This window comes from Bacillus toyonensis BCT-7112, from assembly GCF_000496285.1.
Lineage (GTDB): Bacteria > Bacillota > Bacilli > Bacillales > Bacillaceae_G > Bacillus_A > Bacillus_A toyonensis.
Window position 1 is genome coordinate 4,222,790 of the sequence record NC_022781.1, and the last position, 17,699, is coordinate 4,240,488.

General features: G+C 34.3%; 21 protein-coding genes. 14 read left to right on the forward strand and 7 right to left on the reverse strand.

Annotated elements, in window-relative coordinates:
- The first annotated feature begins 1 nt into the window (after nucleotide 1).
- The 3 genes from BTOYO_RS21690 to BTOYO_RS21700 are packed head-to-tail and all read left to right on the forward strand — an operon-like array spanning nucleotide 2 to nucleotide 3,785.
- Nucleotides 2-1,672: an ABC transporter permease gene (locus BTOYO_RS21690; RefSeq protein ID WP_000248157.1), complete on the forward strand. Its 1,671-nt coding sequence runs from the start codon at nucleotides 2-4 to the stop codon at nucleotides 1,670-1,672.
- Entirely contained in the window at nucleotides 1,669-2,931 is a 1,263-nt protein-coding gene (locus BTOYO_RS21695) for an MBL fold metallo-hydrolase (protein ID WP_033657314.1), read from the forward strand. Before BTOYO_RS21690 ends, BTOYO_RS21695 begins: the two co-directional genes overlap by 4 nt.
- 20 nt (nucleotides 2,932-2,951) lie before the next feature.
- Complete coding sequence (locus BTOYO_RS21700) at nucleotides 2,952-3,785, forward strand: hypothetical protein (RefSeq protein ID WP_000755332.1); 834 nt, start codon at nucleotides 2,952-2,954, stop codon at nucleotides 3,783-3,785.
- Nucleotides 3,786-3,838: 53 nt separating this feature from the next.
- Here the strand turns inward: BTOYO_RS21700 and BTOYO_RS21705 are convergent, their stop codons facing one another.
- Complete coding sequence (locus BTOYO_RS21705) at nucleotides 3,839-4,261, reverse strand: YfmQ family protein (RefSeq protein ID WP_000214566.1); 423 nt, start codon at nucleotides 4,259-4,261, stop codon at nucleotides 3,839-3,841.
- Nucleotides 4,262-4,302: 41 nt separating this feature from the next.
- Here BTOYO_RS21705 and BTOYO_RS26900 point away from each other — a divergent pair, with 41 nt between their 5' ends.
- The 6 genes from BTOYO_RS26900 to BTOYO_RS21730 all read left to right on the forward strand — a co-directional run bounded on the left by BTOYO_RS26900 (nucleotide 4,303) and on the right by BTOYO_RS21730 (nucleotide 7,944).
- Entirely contained in the window at nucleotides 4,303-4,419 is a 117-nt protein-coding gene (locus BTOYO_RS26900; RefSeq protein WP_002011946.1) for a hypothetical protein, read from the forward strand.
- A 65-nt stretch (nucleotides 4,420-4,484) separates the two neighbouring features.
- Entirely contained in the window at nucleotides 4,485-4,646 is a 162-nt protein-coding gene (locus tag BTOYO_RS21710; protein ID WP_000108701.1) for a hypothetical protein, read from the forward strand.
- A gap of 162 nt (nucleotides 4,647-4,808) precedes the next feature.
- A complete protein-coding gene (locus BTOYO_RS21715) occupies nucleotides 4,809-5,444 on the forward strand; it encodes a cupin domain-containing protein (RefSeq protein WP_000107763.1) in 636 nt (211 codons plus the stop codon).
- Nucleotides 5,445-5,692: 248 nt separating this feature from the next.
- Entirely contained in the window at nucleotides 5,693-6,784 is a 1,092-nt protein-coding gene (locus BTOYO_RS21720) for a serine hydrolase (RefSeq protein ID WP_001019994.1), read from the forward strand.
- Nucleotides 6,785-6,907: 123 nt separating this feature from the next.
- Entirely contained in the window at nucleotides 6,908-7,483 is a 576-nt protein-coding gene (locus BTOYO_RS21725) for a histidine phosphatase family protein (RefSeq protein ID WP_000208274.1), read from the forward strand.
- Between the two features lie 89 nt (nucleotides 7,484-7,572).
- Nucleotides 7,573-7,944, forward strand: coding sequence for a hypothetical protein (locus BTOYO_RS21730; protein WP_000461765.1), 372 nt, complete (start codon nucleotides 7,573-7,575; stop codon nucleotides 7,942-7,944).
- Nucleotides 7,945-7,962: 18 nt separating this feature from the next.
- Here the strand turns inward: BTOYO_RS21730 and BTOYO_RS21735 are convergent, their stop codons facing one another.
- Genes BTOYO_RS21735 through BTOYO_RS21745 form a run of 3 tightly spaced genes read right to left on the reverse strand, consistent with a single transcriptional unit; the run spans nucleotide 7,963 to nucleotide 9,579 of the window.
- Nucleotides 7,963-8,895: an alpha/beta fold hydrolase gene (locus tag BTOYO_RS21735; RefSeq protein WP_002093795.1), complete on the reverse strand. Its 933-nt coding sequence runs from the start codon at nucleotides 8,893-8,895 to the stop codon at nucleotides 7,963-7,965.
- The gene (locus tag BTOYO_RS21740) at nucleotides 8,856-9,185 is read right to left on the reverse strand and encodes a DUF3147 family protein (RefSeq protein ID WP_000545614.1); all 330 of its coding nucleotides are present in this window, start codon (nucleotides 9,183-9,185) and stop codon (nucleotides 8,856-8,858) included. Before BTOYO_RS21740 ends, BTOYO_RS21735 begins: the two co-directional genes overlap by 40 nt.
- Nucleotides 9,169-9,579, reverse strand: a complete 411-nt coding sequence (locus BTOYO_RS21745; RefSeq protein ID WP_000651923.1) for a MarR family winged helix-turn-helix transcriptional regulator — start codon at nucleotides 9,577-9,579, stop codon at nucleotides 9,169-9,171. Before BTOYO_RS21745 ends, BTOYO_RS21740 begins: the two co-directional genes overlap by 17 nt.
- Before the next feature lie 124 nt (nucleotides 9,580-9,703).
- Between BTOYO_RS21745 and BTOYO_RS21750 the strand changes: the two genes are divergently transcribed.
- Nucleotides 9,704-10,534 carry a PP2C family serine/threonine-protein phosphatase gene (locus tag BTOYO_RS21750; RefSeq protein ID WP_002043012.1) on the forward strand — a complete coding sequence of 277 codons (831 nt, stop codon included), beginning with the start codon at nucleotides 9,704-9,706 and terminating at the stop codon, nucleotides 10,532-10,534.
- Nucleotides 10,535-10,576: 42 nt separating this feature from the next.
- Here BTOYO_RS21750 and asnB read toward each other — a convergent pair whose 3' ends face one another.
- Nucleotides 10,577-12,400, reverse strand: coding sequence for an asparagine synthase (glutamine-hydrolyzing) (gene asnB / locus BTOYO_RS21755; protein WP_023441211.1), 1,824 nt, complete (start codon nucleotides 12,398-12,400; stop codon nucleotides 10,577-10,579).
- Nucleotides 12,401-12,671: 271 nt separating this feature from the next.
- Between asnB and BTOYO_RS21760 the strand changes: the two genes are divergently transcribed.
- On the forward strand, nucleotides 12,672-13,238 hold the full coding sequence (locus tag BTOYO_RS21760; RefSeq protein WP_000840025.1) for a sigma-70 family RNA polymerase sigma factor: 567 nt from the start codon (nucleotides 12,672-12,674) through the stop codon (nucleotides 13,236-13,238).
- Nucleotides 13,235-14,380 carry a DUF4179 domain-containing protein gene (locus tag BTOYO_RS21765; RefSeq protein ID WP_000653164.1) on the forward strand — a complete coding sequence of 382 codons (1,146 nt, stop codon included), beginning with the start codon at nucleotides 13,235-13,237 and terminating at the stop codon, nucleotides 14,378-14,380. Before BTOYO_RS21760 ends, BTOYO_RS21765 begins: the two co-directional genes overlap by 4 nt.
- 40 nt (nucleotides 14,381-14,420) lie before the next feature.
- Here the strand turns inward: BTOYO_RS21765 and BTOYO_RS21770 are convergent, their stop codons facing one another.
- Nucleotides 14,421-15,494 (reverse strand): WD40/YVTN/BNR-like repeat-containing protein, encoded by a 1,074-nt coding sequence (locus tag BTOYO_RS21770; protein ID WP_000825308.1) that lies wholly within the window; start codon nucleotides 15,492-15,494, stop codon nucleotides 14,421-14,423.
- Nucleotides 15,495-15,705: 211 nt separating this feature from the next.
- Here BTOYO_RS21770 and BTOYO_RS21775 point away from each other — a divergent pair, with 211 nt between their 5' ends.
- Both BTOYO_RS21775 and fbpA read left to right on the forward strand, forming a co-directional pair.
- Complete coding sequence (locus BTOYO_RS21775) at nucleotides 15,706-16,605, forward strand: cation diffusion facilitator family transporter (RefSeq protein ID WP_000510055.1); 900 nt, start codon at nucleotides 15,706-15,708, stop codon at nucleotides 16,603-16,605.
- Nucleotides 16,606-16,798: 193 nt separating this feature from the next.
- Nucleotides 16,799-16,969, forward strand: coding sequence for a Fur-regulated basic protein FbpA (gene fbpA / locus BTOYO_RS21780; protein WP_000098300.1), 171 nt, complete (start codon nucleotides 16,799-16,801; stop codon nucleotides 16,967-16,969).
- A 52-nt stretch (nucleotides 16,970-17,021) separates the two neighbouring features.
- Here fbpA and BTOYO_RS21785 read toward each other — a convergent pair whose 3' ends face one another.
- Nucleotides 17,022-17,696: a GntR family transcriptional regulator gene (locus BTOYO_RS21785; protein ID WP_001145066.1), complete on the reverse strand. Its 675-nt coding sequence runs from the start codon at nucleotides 17,694-17,696 to the stop codon at nucleotides 17,022-17,024.
- Nucleotides 17,697-17,699: the final 3 nt, after the last annotated feature.

Below are 17,699 nucleotides of genomic sequence, written 5' to 3' on the forward strand. Positions count from 1 at the left end.
CATGGTAAATCGATTCGTGTCAGTAAGACAAGTTGGAATGACAGTAGCGTTGTTACTTGTGGCGATGTTAATCGTCATTCCGCTTTTTCTCATTTTATTTTCTAGTGTATATGAAAATAGCAGTTGGAATTTTTTAAAGCCTTTTGAAGTCATGCAGAGTGGCGGATTAGCTGGGATTTTTCTGAATTCGATGCTGCTAGGTGTACTCGTTGTAATAGGAGCTACAATATTTGCATTTCCATTGGCGTTCATTATGAGTAAAACAGATGTAGGAAAGTATAGTAAGTTAGATATTGTTTTTATGATTCCATTTATGACCCCGCCTTATATCGGATCGATGGGATGGATTTTGTTCATGCAACCTAAGGGCTATTTTGAACAATTTTTTCCGATGCTAAAGACGATTTCATCATCGTTTTTTAGTTTAGGAGGTATGGTCTTAATTATGAGTCTGCATTTATTCCCATTCCTTTATTTCATGTTGAAAAACACGTTACTTCAGATTGGGAGTAGTAAAGAAGAAGCGGCAGCAGTTCATGGTGGGAGCTTTTTCTATCGTTTACGAAAAATAATATTGCCGTTATTAGTATCAAGCTATGTCATGGGTGCTTTACTCATTTTCGTAAAGACGATTGCTGAATTTGGAACACCAGCTACATTTGGGCGTAGAATAGGATTCCACGTGTTAACATCAGAAATCCATAAATTTATTTCGAGTTGGCCGATTGATTTTAGTAGTGCAACAGCATTATCTTCTTTATTACTTAGTGCATGTATGCTCATTTGGTATATGCAAAATGTATTGAATCGAAAGTATTCATATGCAATGGTTAGTGGAAAAGGTGTGAAATCTAAAAGGTATACTTTGTCTATATTTGCGCGCGTTGTAGCATGGGTTTATGTGATTAGTTTGCTAATCGTATCAATTGGTATCCCATACTTTTCTATACTAATTGCTTCATTGTCGAAATTAAGAGGCGGTGGATTACATGTAAATAACTTTACAATAAGTCATTATGAAGCATTGTTTACAATGGGTTCTCCAGGATTAGAAGCTTTATGGAACAGTTTTCTTTTTTCGCTCGTAACAGCGGTTGTTGCTGTAATGATTGGAGTCTTTTTAGCACTTATGATTCGAAAGGGGAAGAAGTCTTCTGAAAAATGGCTTGATATGTGCGGTATGTTACCGAATATGGTACCAGGAATAGTGATGGTTGTAGGTCTTATTTTATTTTGGAATTCACCATATATGCCTATGTCCATTTACAATACACCTGTTATGGTTATCGTAACGTATGTTGTTCTTTTTTTACCTTATACAGTGCAGTATGTAAAATCATCGCTCGGACAAATTGATGACTCTCTTGTGCAGGCAGGAAGTATTTTTTCCGGGAATTATATTTATATTTTTAGGAAAATAATATTGCCTCTTATTATTCCTGGTATTCTTGCTGGATGGGCGATGACATTTACGATTTCAATACGAGAGTTAGTAGCATCGCTTCTCGTATTACCTCCATCAGTAGAAACGTCAGCAACGTTTATTTTTGCTCAATTTGAACAGGGGGAAGTATCTATAGGAATGGCGATGGCAGTTGTTTCTGTTGGACTTACAACACTATGCTTATTACTTCTGCAACATATGGAGCAAAAAAGAAAAGGGGTCGCATGATGAGGGTAGAAGTATGGGGAGGAGCAGGAGAGTACGGTCGTTCCTGCTATTTTGTAAAAAATAAAGAGACAAAAATCGTATTTGATTGTGGCATTAATCGATCGTATGAAGATAGTTATCCAAAAATAGAAAGAGAAGTCGTTCCATTTTTAGAGGCGGTATTTTTATCGCATATTCATGAAGATCATACGATGGGTTTACCTTTATTAGCGAAGTATGGATATAAGAAAAAAATTTGGACAACTCGTTATACAAAGGAACAACTTCCGGCTTATTTTGAAAAATGGAGAAACTACAATCTTTCGCAAGGGTGGAATGTACCTTATAACGATCAAAATGTAAAAGATTTAAACTATGTATGTATTGATGAGATTAGTAATCCAAATGAATGGATACAGATTACTCCTACATTGCGGTTTCAATGGGGGTATAGTGGGCATGTATTAGGAGCGGTTTGGTTTTTAGTGGATATGTGTAATACATACGTATTTTATTCTGGTGATTATTCCGCAGAATCTAATATACTACGAGCTAATTTACCTGAGAAGTTGCGAAGCAATATAAAAATTGCAATTGTAGATGCCGCTTACCACACTGATGATGTTTCGCAAAATGAAAGATTAGACGATCTATGTGCAGAAATTGAACGAGTTATGAAAAATAAAGGAGTAGCATTACTACCGCTGCCGCAACTTGGTAGGGCGCAAGATATAGTATTGTATTTATATGAACGATATAAAGAATTTCCGCTTATAGTAGATAAAGAAATTTTGGCTGGATTTGAAGAGATGTTCCTATATAAAGATTGGATAAAAAATAATGAAGAACTTCGATGGGTTATGGAGAGTTTAAAAAGAAACATAATCGTTATGGATCATGACATTAGTATACAAAATAGTTACGGAATAGTTGTAATGAGTGATGCGAATATGCAAACGAAACGCGCACAGTTATACTATGAACAACTTCGGCATGAAGAACGGAATTCCATTATTTTTACAGGACATATTGCGAAAGAGAGTTTTGCAGAAAAAGTTATGAAAGAGCATGTAAGGAATACATGTAGGGTGAATCGAGTTCCGTATAAAGTTCATCAAAGTATGGGTGATGTTAAGGCAATGTTAAATATATTATTACCGGAACATACTTTGTTAGTGCACGCTCATAAAGAGGATACGGATCGATTACAACAAAAGCTAAGTACAGCAGGATATGAAAATATATATTCACTTGCAATGGAACGTATAGAAGTCATTTAAAATGTAAAGGGGATAGGTATATGAAAAAAGTATTTGTATTCGTAAGCATTTTCTTTTGTTGTTTCCTTTATAACGTGATGGAAGGGTTTGCTGCTAGTCCAATGAAACCTAGTTTTGAAGTGAAGTTATTATTAAAGCCAGAACAAGTATTAGGTTATAACAAAGAGATGAAGCAAGAGGTACTAGAACATTTCCAAGCTGGTACAAATGATGAAAGAATACAAGTGCAATTTTTAGATACGGCGAATAAAAGTTTAAGTAACGAAGGTTGGTTTGCGAGAATTCGAAAGAAAGAATTTAGTAAAGATTTTGAGCTAACATATAAAAAAAGATATCCTATTCAAAATGGTGTAATTCAAGATGCACTAGAAGTAGCTAAAAAAGAAGGATTTGATAGTAAAACTGATAGTTATGAGGCGGAAATAGATTGGGGATTTGGGAAGAAAACGTTAAGTATTTCAAATAAGAAAAGTTACAGTGCTAAAGGATATGGGGTACTTGATTTACCAAATGAACAAGCTTCTCAAAATATGTTAATAGAAAAGTTACCAGGGAAAATGAACAAATGGTTGTATACGAATTGGGGAGAAGAAATGTTAAGGGATTCTCACATTTACGGTCCTGTATTAATGAAACGATATACAGGTGAATTTGAAAATATAAAAACGAATATTGAAATTTGGCCATTAAGTAATACTGGGAAGATAGAAGATGACTTCGTAATAGAAGTGTCGTTTAAAACAAATGAGGAAAGTATTGCGACAAAACAAAGAGAATTATTAATGGCGAGTATAGAGAAAAAAGGATGGTTGTTACCGAAAGATAGTTTGAAGACAGAGCTTATTTTTCAGTAAATGAGAAAAAAGGAATCCATATTTCGTGGATTCCTTTTTCTAATATATGAGTATTAAGCTAAGTCAGCTGACACGAACATATCACTATTTTGAAGATTTTTAGAGCGTAAACTATAAGCAACTACCTTCTTTTTATGTTGTTTTACAACATCAACATGCTCCTCGTGACTATAAATATAAAATGTAAAATCCTTTTTGCCACGTTTTGCATTGATAATTAAAGGAGTGCCTTCATTGTGAGGCGGTGCATAATAGCGATCTAAAAATAAACCTTCATTAAAATCATGAATGATTTGAGACTTTTTTTCGTCTTCTACGCTCTTCCCATTAATAGTAACAGTCACATTCTCTTCTTCAAGTTGTGGATGTGTTTCGTACTTGCTAATAATGGATTCAATAACAGAGTTAGGAAGGCTAGAAACGATAATTTTAAATGCCCCAAATACAACTAACAGTACAATAAACCAAGTCGTCATAGTATATCATCCCCTTTATTCTATTTAATAATATAACTCATATGGTAATAGTACATATGGTGAAGTTTTGTATAATTTGTGAAAAATATGCCATTTTTACGAACGAAATATTAGAAAAATCAATTTTGTTACAAAAAGTTGAAATCGAAGTATTTTAAAAGAAAAAGGTTTATAATAAAAATATAACTAATAACCACATTACTAATTATAAGGAAGTGTAACTATGAGTACTGTAGCAATCGTGTATGGTATTATTCTTTCTACAATTATTGTTTTATTTTTCGTTGGAGTTTCACGTTATATTCATAAATGGAAAGAAGGCGTTGCGAAATTAAATCACATTGAAGAAGAACTTAGTGATTTAATGTTACATCATGGTAAGTAAAAGAGTTATTATTTAACTAAACAATGTGAAGGCTATCACAAAACATGTTTTCCTAATGAAAGCATGTTTTTTTATTATGTGCTGAATAGGCACATATCATCTATTTTTTCCATACGATACATCGTTAAGTACAAAATGTTAGGAGCGGAAAAGAGGGATGATATGAGTACGTCAGGTTATGTTCCAGATAATAAAAATTTAAAGAAAAGCTCAGGAACTCCAAACCTTTTCTTTGATTCAAGAAAAAATGTCTTTTTTAAAAGGGATGAGAAAAACGTTGCATATGAAGTTACTTCAACGCAGTTACCAGCAATGATTGGAGGAGCATTTGTTGATTTATTTATGACGAAGGGACATATGCGAGAACCGCATTGGCATCCGAATGCATGGGAATTAGATGTTGTTGTATCAGGAGAAGCAGTTACATCCATTTTAAATCCTGAAACGAATCAATTGCAAAATTATCATGTAAAAGCGGGGCAAACAGTCTTTATTCCAATGGGATGGTGGCATTGGATCACAGCCATAACAGAGGAAGTACAATTACATTTGTTCTTCAATAACGATCAGTTTGAAACAGCAGAAGGATCAGACATACTTAGATTAACACCACCAGAAGTATTTCAAGCTGCATACGGTGTAAGTGCAGAGAAATTAGAGAAGGACCTTTCGCCAATTAAGGAGTCGGTTGTAATTGGTCCACCTAACTCCAAACGGCTAAAAGAAGTTAAAGAAAGTGACGACTCAAATATAGTCGTTACGTTAAATGGACAAATAACTTCATGTGAAATAGAGTAACTCTTTCTTTTTTAGGAAGAGTTATTCTGTTTTGTATAATTTTGTAATTAAATTTGTTATAATAATTATATAGAAGGGAATGTATCTGGCATTAACGGGCAGTAAAACTCCCACCTTAAAATTCGGCTGGAGCGAAGATGTTAGGTGAGAGTCGGGCTGCCCGTAAACGCCGATTGGTTTAACTAATAATCAGTGGGGGATGAAGAACCCCACTGATTATAGTTTCACTTTATTAGAGGGGGTATATTGTGAACATATTTAAGATTATAGGAATTGTTGCAGGAGTGATTCTAGTAGCTGTTATAGCTTTCTTTGTCATTATGAAGTACTATTTGTCAAAAGAAGATCCTGATTACGTATTAAAGTACATAAAAGAACATAAAGACGATGAAACATGTTCATTATTTATTAAAAGAAATGGAGAAGTATTAACTTCTATAAATGCAAATAAAAAATTACCATTGGCGAGTACGGCGAAAATCGTAATAGCAGTTGAATTTGCTAAGCAAGTATCAGAAGGGAAAATAAGTCGAGATGAACAAATTTCATTGCAGGAGCTAGAAAAATATTACGTTAAAAACACTGATGGTGGAGCGCATCCTAACTGGTTAGAAGATGCTAAAGCGAGAGAGTTAGTGAAAAATGGACAAATCGCTTTGGAAGAAGTCGCTAAAGGGATGATTCATTATAGTTCGAATGCAAATACAACATATTTGTTAGAAAAGCTTGGAATAGAAAGAGTAAATGAAAGTATAAAAGAGTTAGAGCTTACTAGTCATGACAAGTTCTCTTCGTATACTGCTTCACTATATATGAGAGGGTATGTAGAAAAAGAGCTTCATGAGCCAGAAAATCAATCTTTAGAAACGATACGTAACATGTCAAAGGATGAGTATAATAAACATGTGTTACAAATACATGAATGGATGAAAGATGAAGAAGAATGGAAAAAACGGGATATCCCATTAAAGGTAGATATGGAATTTCAGCGAATTTGGTCAGATCGATTAGTGGGTGCAAACGCTAAAGATTATATGAGTATAATGGGGAAAATAAATAGTAGAAATTATTTTCCAAAATCAATGCAAGATGAAATTGAGAATGTTTTTAACGGAACAGTTAAAAATAGTAAGTTTGAATATGCTGGACAAAAGGGTGGTTCTACCGCATTCGTATTGACAAAAAGTTTGTATACTACGGATAAAAACGGCAATAAGGTGGAAGTTGTAATTATGTTTAACGATATAGATGATCAAGTTACATATCAAAAACTTAGAAATAACATAGATTATTTTATTCAAGATTTTATAACAAGTAAGGAATTTAGAAATAAATTATAATGAAATAATTTTATTATGTAAACAAAAGAGTGCTTTTTAAAAAGCACTCTTTTCTATAAATGATACAGGATTTTCTAATTATGCCATTGAATATAGATTGAAAATAAGAAAGGAAGTTGAAGAATGACGACAATATATTTCGTTCGCCATGCCCACTCAACATATACAAAAGAAGAACGTGAACGGCCTTTATCTGAAAAGGGACACTGTGATGCAGAAAATGTAACACGCTTATTAAAAGATGGACATATTGATGTTGTGATCTCTAGCCCGTACAAAAGAGCAATTCAAACTGTACAAGGAATTGCGAATACATATAATGTATCGATACAAATAGAAGAAGATTTACGGGAAAGGTTATTAAGTTCAGAGCCAGTAGAAGATTTTAATGATGCCATTGAGAATGTGTGGGAAGATTGGACTTTTGCATATGAAGGCGGAGAATCAAATGATGTAGCACAAAAGCGTGCTATATTATGCATGCAAAATATATTGGAAAAATATAAAGGGAAGAATATTGTAATAGGTACTCATGGGAATATTATGGTGTTACTTATGAATTATTTTGATTCGAAATATGATTTTCAGTTTTGGAAAACAATTCAAATGCCTGACGTGTACAAATTAACTTTTGATAATAATCGTTTCATTTCTGCTGAAAGAATAGAGGAAGCAGGTCATCGGATAAATATTTTGTAAAAGTTTATCAAAAAAAGAGGAAAGAGAGAAGTTATTGTAGAAGTATGACTTTGTAACATAAAAAATATATGTTAAAGGAGGCTGTTTACATGTTTGAGAAAGAGAAAGAAGGGCTTATTGAAGTTCACAACGTATATGAAATTGCACCAGCAGATGGAACAATTATTGGTATGGCAACGGAAGAAGAAATGGAAATTGCTGCTGAGCTAGAGTTACAGTACTGTGCCCATTCTCGTTTGTTAGAAGCAAATATTCAGTTAGACGGTTCCTCCTATAAAGAGTTACTTCAGGAGTTCCAGGAGTATGAAAGAAAATCGATGAACTTTTGGCGAGCATTACATAAACGTTTAGCTGTGCCATGGGCATGGGTACTACGTATTGATGTTGCGAATGGTCCTATATATGTAAGCAATGGGTATTCGTATTATGAAGAAATTGATGATGAAGAAGATTATGAATAGATAAGTAAGGAAGCAGCTTTAGTTGCTTCCTTTTTTTGTGTGTAATGAGTGAATAGCTTCAATGATAATATCTGGTCGATCATTTTCTATTCCGTGACTAGCATGTTCAGCTAGAATATATTGACTGTTTATAGAGAGGTGAAATTGTTCACGAATTAGTTTTTGCCACGTCGATTCAAGTTGTGTTGCTTCCTCTTTTGGCATGCCGCCCTCAATCATTTGAGTAATAGAATAATGAGGATCTCTACCGATAACGATTAATGGTATTTCTAATATTATATCTAGCTCTTTTATTGAACGAGCACAGTTTTTCCACTCGGATAGTTCAGAAACCGTCGCTTTATATAATGAGGGTGATGTAGAGAATTCTATATAATGTTTTGGTTTGTTGACGAGCATAGGTTTTTGTTCATTATAAAGTGTGTCGACATCCATTTTGGAGTACGTATTATATTTTTGAAGCCACATATCATCAGAATCAGTTTGATCAGAAATCGGTAAATGAAGTTCGTCTAATCGGTGTAAGTTCATGGAAGTAGAATCAACTAAAAGAATTGCTTGTAGCCTATCTTCATGTAACATCGCAAAATGTTGTGCACATAATCCTCCATAGGAATGACCGATTAGAATGATTGGCTCATGAATATATAGTTTGTCTAGTAACATATGTAGTTCTTTTGCTACTTGTATCGTAGTACGCGGATACATTCCCAACTCACTTTTTCCGTAACCTGGGCGATGGTATGAAACGACTGTAAAGTGCTCGGAAAGCTTTTTCATAATGGGAAGCCAATCATAAAAGGAGCAAGTCATTCCAGTTTGAATGACTATAGTTTGTTTACTACTTCCTTTTATATATACTTCTATATTTTGTCCCAATATCTCTACAAATTTATGAATAATAATTCCTCCTAAGTTTGAAATAATTTTTGGCAAGCAAAAACGATACACCAAGCACCTATACCGAGTAGGACAGATGTACTAAGTGCAAATGAATTTTTTAAACTAATATAGACGATAAATAGTAGTAGTGCTGATGCAGGAAATCCATATAATACACCTAAAGCAAATTGACTCAATTCTTGTTTGTTACCACCTTCGAAAGAAATCCAAAATAGACTAAGTAAACTGACAAGAGGAAGGGCAGCGATAAAGCCGTCTATCGTACTATAATGTTTAGCGACTTCAGTAATGATACCGATAATAAGTGCCGAAACGATAACTTTAACGAGGAAATGCATATTTTGCCTCCTTCGCTAATAAAGAAAAGGCTTTTTCAATTAATTGTTGTTCTTCTTTTGATAACTGTGATTCTAATATTTTTATCTTTTCTTTATCTAGTAAAGTATGCTTTTCTAATACTTCCATTCCTTCGGTTGTTAATGTAAGATTTACGACCCTTTCATCTTGTTTATTTCTCTCTTTAAGGAGGAAATCCTTTTGAATAAGGCGCTTTACGTGTTCAGATGCTGTGTTATGAGAGAGACTAAGCTCAGAAGCAACTTTTCCAATTGTTATATTTTTCTCACGGGAAACGATTTGTAAAATACGAATTGCTTGGTGGGAAAGGTTGTCCTCATATTCACATCGTAAGTGATAATAAATACTCTCCCAATGTTGATTGATGTCTTTCATAATAATAAATCCCCCTATTTTTATATCGTATAATAAGATATATTCGTTAATACAGAAATAAAATCCTTTTATTTGGATAAAAAATATTGAAAAAGTTTATTTTTATTGAAATATAAGGTAATCTATGTGTAAAGGTATACATTTAGCAAGAGAGAGGATGATAGCTGTGAATACATTTAAATGGATTAGTCATGAACAGATGTATGTAGATGAAATACATGTTGAAAAATGTGGTCCTCTTTCAGTCGGCGTATACGGTGGAAATCAAGAAAGTGATGCATATGAAAGAGGAGATGCGGTGCTTGCTTGGTGGGATCCTGAATTACAATTTGAATTTGTTATGATTTTTGATACACATCATAAAACGAAAAATATCAATTATATAATAGAAGCAATTTCAGAAAGAAAAGAGAAACTAAAAGAATTATTTTCATACCCAATACATTTAGCTTTTCATCATACACATATGTACTTATTAGCCTTATTCACAGATGAGTTATTTATTGAAAAATGTGATCAAAATGATGAAGAACTTGCATGTTTAATTTGTTTGCGAAAAGGCGAGTTCTTATATTGGCTATCAGTTGGTGATTGTTTCGCATACTTATTCCATTCTGAGCAAACGAAGAATGGAAAAGGACGATTAAATAAACGGAAGAATTACGAATATATTGGCAGGAAAAATATTTTCGCAGCAAATACACCTTGTTTTACTTCAGGTGTGAGGGGATTAGAAAAAGGTACGAATCACATTGTAATGGCAACGGACGGTATTTTAGAGTGTGATAAACGAAGGTTTGATGATGATCAATCTTTAGTAGAAATATTACACGACGGAAATAGCTTACAGATTGAGCCGGTATTAACAAATGTACTGCAGTGGAAAGGTAGAGATTGTGCCACCATTATCGGATGGTCTATCGATACTGAAAATAGACAATGCGCTAATTCATAATAAAAAGGAGTTCAAGGTTTGTTGTCCTTGAACTCCTTTTTGTTAAGCAATATGAATATGATACGTTTTCAACCATTCATTTACTTGTAGCATATACTCCATAGCACTCCTCGCTTCAAAAGTGTTAATCTCTTTATTACTTTGATCAGCAATTGAAAGTAGAATGGAATGGTTAATGAGTGAGAAAATAGGATTGTTTTTATTACTACACATATCAAGTGTTAAATTACGAATCGTTTGTAAGTAGTGTGGGTCTTGTGAAGTTGGATAAGCGCTTTTTCTTCTATTTCGTATATCGTCAGGTAAAGCTGGTTTTAGTGCTCTACGTAAAATGCCTTTTTCAATATTATCAATACTTTTTATGTTGAAAGGAACGTTCCATAAATATTCAACTAATCTATAATCGCAAAACGGTACACGAACTTCAAATCCTACAGCCATGCTCATACGGTCTTTACGATCAAGTAAGAACGGGAGAAATCTCGTTAAAAATAAATAAAACATTTGGCGTTGTTTCGCGGATTTTTTACTTTCCCCTTCAAGAGTAGGTACTTCAAGAACAGCTTCATGGAATCGTGTATGAATATAATGCTCAGGATTACATTGCTTTGATACGTCGTTTAATAATAGAGAAGATGTGTTTTTCCAGTTTGTTAACCATGGAAACTTATCTACATATAATAGTTCTTCTTGATGAAACCAAGGATACCCACCGAATACTTCATCGGCAGATTCCCCGGATAAAGCTACAGTTGCATCTTTTTTCATTTCGCAAAATAGTAAATATAGTGAAGTTTCCATTTCGCCTGCACTTGGTAAGTCTTTCGCATGAAGGGGAACGAATAAGTGATTTGCTAATTCTTCAGCATTCACAATAATGTCATGATGCGACGTCCCTACATGTTCAGAAACACGTTTTACCCAAGGAGCATCTAGACCAGTTCGAGCAAATGTCAGTTCGAAATCTTTCGCGCTATTTAAAAAGTCGATTGAATATGTGTGAAGTGTTTTGTGTTCCTCTGCAAATTCTTTCCCCGCAAGTGCAGTAATACCACTAGAATCTAATCCGCCTGATAACATACAAACGAGTGGAACATCGGCAATTAATTGTCTTTTTACTGTATCTTGTAAAATAGATAAAATATGAGAAGATGTATCTTCTATAGAGTCTGTATGGATCTTACTTTCTAAGTTCCAATACTTCGTAACTACTTTTTTATCACGTGTAAATGTTATAGAATGTCCAGCACGTACTTCTTGAATATGCTTAAACACACCACATCCTGGAGTTCGAAATAACCCTAATCCAAATATTTCATTTATTCCATCCGCATCAACTTCAGCAGGGACAGATGGATGCGCTAATAATGCTTTAATTTCAGAACCGAAAATAATACTGTCATTTCTTTCTGTATAAAAAAGTGGTTTTACACCTAAATGATCGCGTGCTAAAAATAATTGTTGTTTCTGATCATCCCATAAGGCGAAAGCGAAAATTCCATTTAAATGTTGTACGCAGTCTTCTTTCCATTCTAAATAAGCATGTAGTAACACTTCTGTATCTGAATGAGTTTCAAATGCATGTCCACATTTTTGAAGTTGCTCTCTCAGCTCACGGAAATTATAAATTTCTCCATTATAAGTAAGAGCATACGTATAATCACCAGCACGGAATGTTTTTGGTTGTGTCCCGCCTTCTGGATCAATTACAATTAATCGCCGGTGTGCAAAAGCCGCTCTAGGTGAAAACCAAAATCCTTCAGCATCCGGACCACGATGCTCAATACTATTCGCTATCTTTTCTAAAACAACATGTTCATTGGAAAGGTCCTTCTTCCAATCTACCCAGCCTGTAATTCCACACATACACATCTCATCTCCTAATTTAAAATAATTAAAAGTAGATTAACAAAATAAAATGTACACTAAGTTAAAGAATGACTACATAAATAGTGTACTACATGAATTAAACTGTAGACTTGAGAAAATTTTCTTCAAATGCAAAGTTATATGAGACAATGGCTGAGGAAAAGTATTCCATTACATAAAAAAATAATAAAAAAGATGAGAGAAAACATTTTTCAGGACGTTATATAGGGTGTAAAAGCTTTTACAAAAAAATAAGGGGAATCGCTACATGAAATCAAATGAGAAAAATTTTATAAAAAGATTACAGCGGCAAAAAGAAGATGCCTTAGAATTTGTTGTTGATACATACTTACCACTCATAAAGGGGATCACGCATAAAGTTCTTCTTCCAGTTCAAAATGATGGATTGATGGAGGAATGCATAAATGATATATTTCTTTCCATTTGGAATAACGCAAATAAATTTCATGGAGAGCCGAGTGACTTTAAAAAATGGATTGCGGCAATTGCAAAGTTTAAAGCAATTGATTATTACCGAAAAGCGAATAAAAAAGTAGAAATCATTTCAGATGAGTTTCATATTAGTACCAAAAAATCGGCAGAAGACGAATTAATCGTTATGGAAGATAGGGAAGAATTATTGAATCTTATTAATCAATTGGAACCGTTAGATCAAAAAGTATTCATTATGAAATATCTTCTCGGTATGAAGACAGAAGAAATAGGAGACAAGTTAGGGTTAACTCGGGCAGCGATCGATAATCGCGTGTACCGTGGGAAAAAGAAACTACAACAAAATGCTACGAATATTAGTTTTGGAGGTAGTGCAATATGAAAGATATTTATGAACTATTAAATGATATTGATATAGATGAAAAAGAACTTGAGGAAATTGGGACTTCTGAAATTGAAAAAGAAAAAGTGAAGCGTAACTTAAAACAGTCGATACGTACGAAGAAAAAGATGAAAAGTTGGAAAAAAGGTGTTGCTGCAGCATCTATTTTAGTCGGCGTATCGGTTGCCATGCTTGGCATCGGATTTCCTACATACGCTGGAGGACTACCAATAGTAGGGGACATATTCCGATTTTTAGATAATGGTAGAACAGGGTTATATGAAAATTATAAAGCTGACGTAGAGAAGACGGCGGAGCTTCATAATAATTATAAACAATACGCTATAGTACTAAATATGATAAAAGAAAGCAATGGAATTAAGATAACGGTAAATGATGCGATTTTCGATGGGAAGACAGTATCAATAAACTACTCTATAGAAAGTAACAGAGATTTAGGCAAAAATCCAAGTACATTGGATTTTTTAACTATTAAAGGAGCAGGTGCCCAATCAGGAAGCAATGAAATTACTAAAGTCGCTGATAGAAAATATACAGGTTTAATAAAAACAAGCAGCGATCTAGTTAGTAGTAAAGAAACTACAGTGAACATTGAATGGAGTATAAAAAGTATAGACATTTTAGAAACAGAAGAAACGATAAAAGGGGATTGGAATTTTAATATTAATCTAAGAGGAATAGAAAATAAAGAGCAATTGATTAGAGGTAGTACAGAAAAAGATGGTGTAAAAGTAAATATGGAGAGAATGGAAATAACACCAATGTCGTTTATTTTATACTACAATCAAGAAGTATCTCAAGAAATAAGGGGTGTATGGGATGGAGTGGATATCGATTTAGAAGTGAGGGATGATTTAGGTAATCAGTATTCTGGGGAAGGAAATGGAGGCTCAGGTGAGGATTCTTATAATTTTAATTGGAGTAAAACATTCCAACAACTCAATGAGAATGCAACCAAGCTAATAATAACGCCTCACGTTAATTTAAGAATTCACACTCCTGAAAATTATGGTTCGGTAACAATAGTTGGAGGACAAGTAAAGGAGAGTTTCGTGTCTCGAAAACTGGGAGGCAATAAGGGTATTGTGTTAGATGATATTGTAATTGATTTAAAGAAATAAAAGAGAGACTGCCTAAAAACATTAGGCAGTCTCTTTTTCGTTAAAAACTAGTTATGAGTAAAGCATGCGGATGCTGCGTTTTATACTCATCTTTCCACGGAATGTTTAGTTGTTCCCACGATTCGCCGCTATCATTGGATTGAAAGACGCCATTGTTATTTAAAGTGTAAAACGTATGTGGTTCTGCTGGATTTGTCGCAAACATCGAAATGACTGTACCGATTGCAGACGGTAGTCCTTGCTGTACTTGCTCAAAAGGAGTATCTTTCGTTTTTCGATATATATAAGATTCATAAGGAATACGGTGATGAGCGAGATCGGCACTTGGCGCAGCAGAAACGAGAACAGTATCGCAATCAGCTGGATCGATAGCCATGCTGTATAAATAATGATGCTCAAGTCCTTCACTACATGAGATCCAGCTGTTTCCACTGTTATAACTTTCAAGATAGGCACGATCAGGTCCGCCCATAAATCCGTCACCACATGATGCATAAAGGCGATTGGGGGCTTCGGGGTGCATGAGTAATTGATGGGCGTCGATAGGAGCACCGAATTTTTTATCAATCCATGTATGCCCTTTATCGTTACTTTGAATAACAGCACCAGCTTCGATTGAAACGTGAATTGTATTTGGATTGTTTGGATCAACTGTGATCCAGCGTACGTGATGGGTAAAAGGTCTAGGCGGGAAAGCCCACGTATAAGAAGATAATAATGATTTCATATTTTTAAGTTCCGTCCATGTTTCACCACCGTTTTCTGAACGGAATAAAGCGCTCGGTTCAGTCCCTACATAAACGACTCCATATTCGTTAACTTGTTCATTAGGGCTTATCGTTATAGAAGTGATAGAGGAGTGTAAAATACCATCTTCTTTAGGGAAATCAAAGTAGCGATAGGAATCCCCAATTGGTCTCCACGAATCTCCGCCATCGTCGCTTAACCATAAACCTCGTCCAAATGTTCCGCAATATATACGATTTTGTTGGAACGGATCAACGGCAATACAGGTAGGTTGCATATTTTGCAAGTGACAAGTCGTTTCGTAGTTACCATCTTGTTCTTTCACTACAACAAGTTCACGCTCCATACAGAGAAATAAACGTTTCATTTTCGTAACCTCCTTAAAATTTCTTTCAATAGTAAACAATATGAAAATAAAAAAGAAGTAGTCTTGTTTTTATTTGAGAAAAAGGGATTGTTTAAAAAGTAGCGAAGTGTGTATACAGAGGAAGCGGGGGTTACGGGCGGTCAATTCGGGATAAAGATGGGGAGTTTGTTTCATACTAACATACAGATATGGCACTTAAAGGAGTATAAGTATGGGACATTCACATGATCACGGGCATTCTAAAAATAAAAAGGCGTTACTACTTGCATTCTTACTAACAACAAGCTTTATGGTTGCTGAAGTTATTGGCGGATTTGTAACAAATAGTTTAGCACTATTATCTGACGCGGGGCATATGTTAAGTGATGCAGTATCCTTGGCTTTAAGTTTACTTGCGTTTAAGCTTGGAGAAAAAGCAGCGACGACTGCAAAAACATACGGGTATAAGCGCGTCGAAATGTTAGCGGCATTATGTAACGGTGTCGTTCTTATCGTCATTTCTATATACATTTTTATTGAAGCAATTCGTCGTTTTAAAGAACCAGTTGAGATTGCTAGTAATGGGATGCTCATTATTGCTGTACTTGGTTTGCTTATTAATATTTTATCAGCTTGGATATTAATGAGAGGCGGAGATGTGAAAGGTAATTTGAACTTAAGAAGTGCTTTCTTACACGTACTAGGTGATCTATTAGGGTCAGTTGGAGCGATTATTGCTGCGTTACTTATTAAATTTTTAGGATGGAATGTTGCAGACGCAATTGCTAGTATTCTTGTGTCTATTTTAGTCGTTATTAGTGGGTGGCGTGTAACACGTGATACAGTCCATATATTAATGGAAGGTGCACCGCAGCACATAGATATGGATGAGGTGAAAAATACATTATTAACGATTGCGATTGTAAAAGAAGTTCATGATTTGCACATATGGTCTGTCACATCGGATTTTCAAGTATTAACTTGCCACCTAATTATAAAAGGTAATGAAACGCAAAGTGTATTAAAAGAGGCTACGGATGTATTAAAGGAGAAGTTTCATGTAGAACATGTCACCATCCAAGTAGAAATGGAAGGTGAGTTTTATCATAGCGAGACAACTTGCAAAGTATGAAAGAAAAAGGATCAGAAAAAGTGTCATAACATTTTTCGCAGGGCATACATATATATAATGTGGCCACAAATACTTTGTAAGGTAAATATTTCATAAGATTACTTTACTTATTAAGAATCATCTTTTATAATCAAAAGTGGTAATTGATAAAGATTATCATTTTCAATGATCGTAGAAAGGAGTTTTTTAAAAGATGAGTAGTCAACTCCGTTTTGCTGTTGAAAATCGTAAGAGGCATTTAATTGATGAGTTAATTGGAGCAGGGGTGTTTAAGATTCGCGACAGACAATTATACGAGCTATCTTTAGAGGAATTGGAAAAAGAGTACGAAGATATTGAAGATTACGCGAATATTCAGGCATAGCATATAGATTAGTAAAGAGGGAGCTGGTTACATTTTTGTGTAACCAGCTTTCTTATTCTTTCATAGAAATCATTTTTTGTATTTCTTTCATGGGACGGAGCCAGTTTTGAGCCATCATTTGTTCCATTTGTTTTTCGTCCTGCTTTTGAAGTGCTTGAATGATAGAGTGATGTTCTTTAATAGATTGACTTGCAGGTACAAAGTTTTGGAAAAACAAATATTCAAGTCGTAAAACGTGAAGCTGCATATTTTCTAGAAAAGGTTCAATATATCGGTTTTTAGCAATAGAAGTAATTGTATTGTGAAATTGTATATCTAGTTTTAAAGCTTTTTTTGAATCTTTTTCATGTATAGATTGTTGAAAAGTATCATTTATCTCGGAAAGTAGTTTAATATCAGCATCTGTAACTTTTTGAAGTGCTTGTTTTCCTATAATTGAGTGAAGACCGGCCAGCGTCTCATAAATGATAGATACGTCTTCTAATTTAATAGGAGCAATTTTCGTTTTTTGACCGGGAATCATTTCTACTAGCCCAGAAAGCTCTAAAATTTGTAAAGCTTCTCTAACTGGTGTTCTGCTTACACCTAGTGCTTCCGCCAATTCCCCATCATTAATTTTTTCATCTGGTTGTAATACACCTTCTATAATCCAATCTTGTAGTTGGGTTAAAACGAGTGACTTTGCGGAAACTCTTCCAGGTTTTTTATAATTTTGAGGGACAGGCATAAA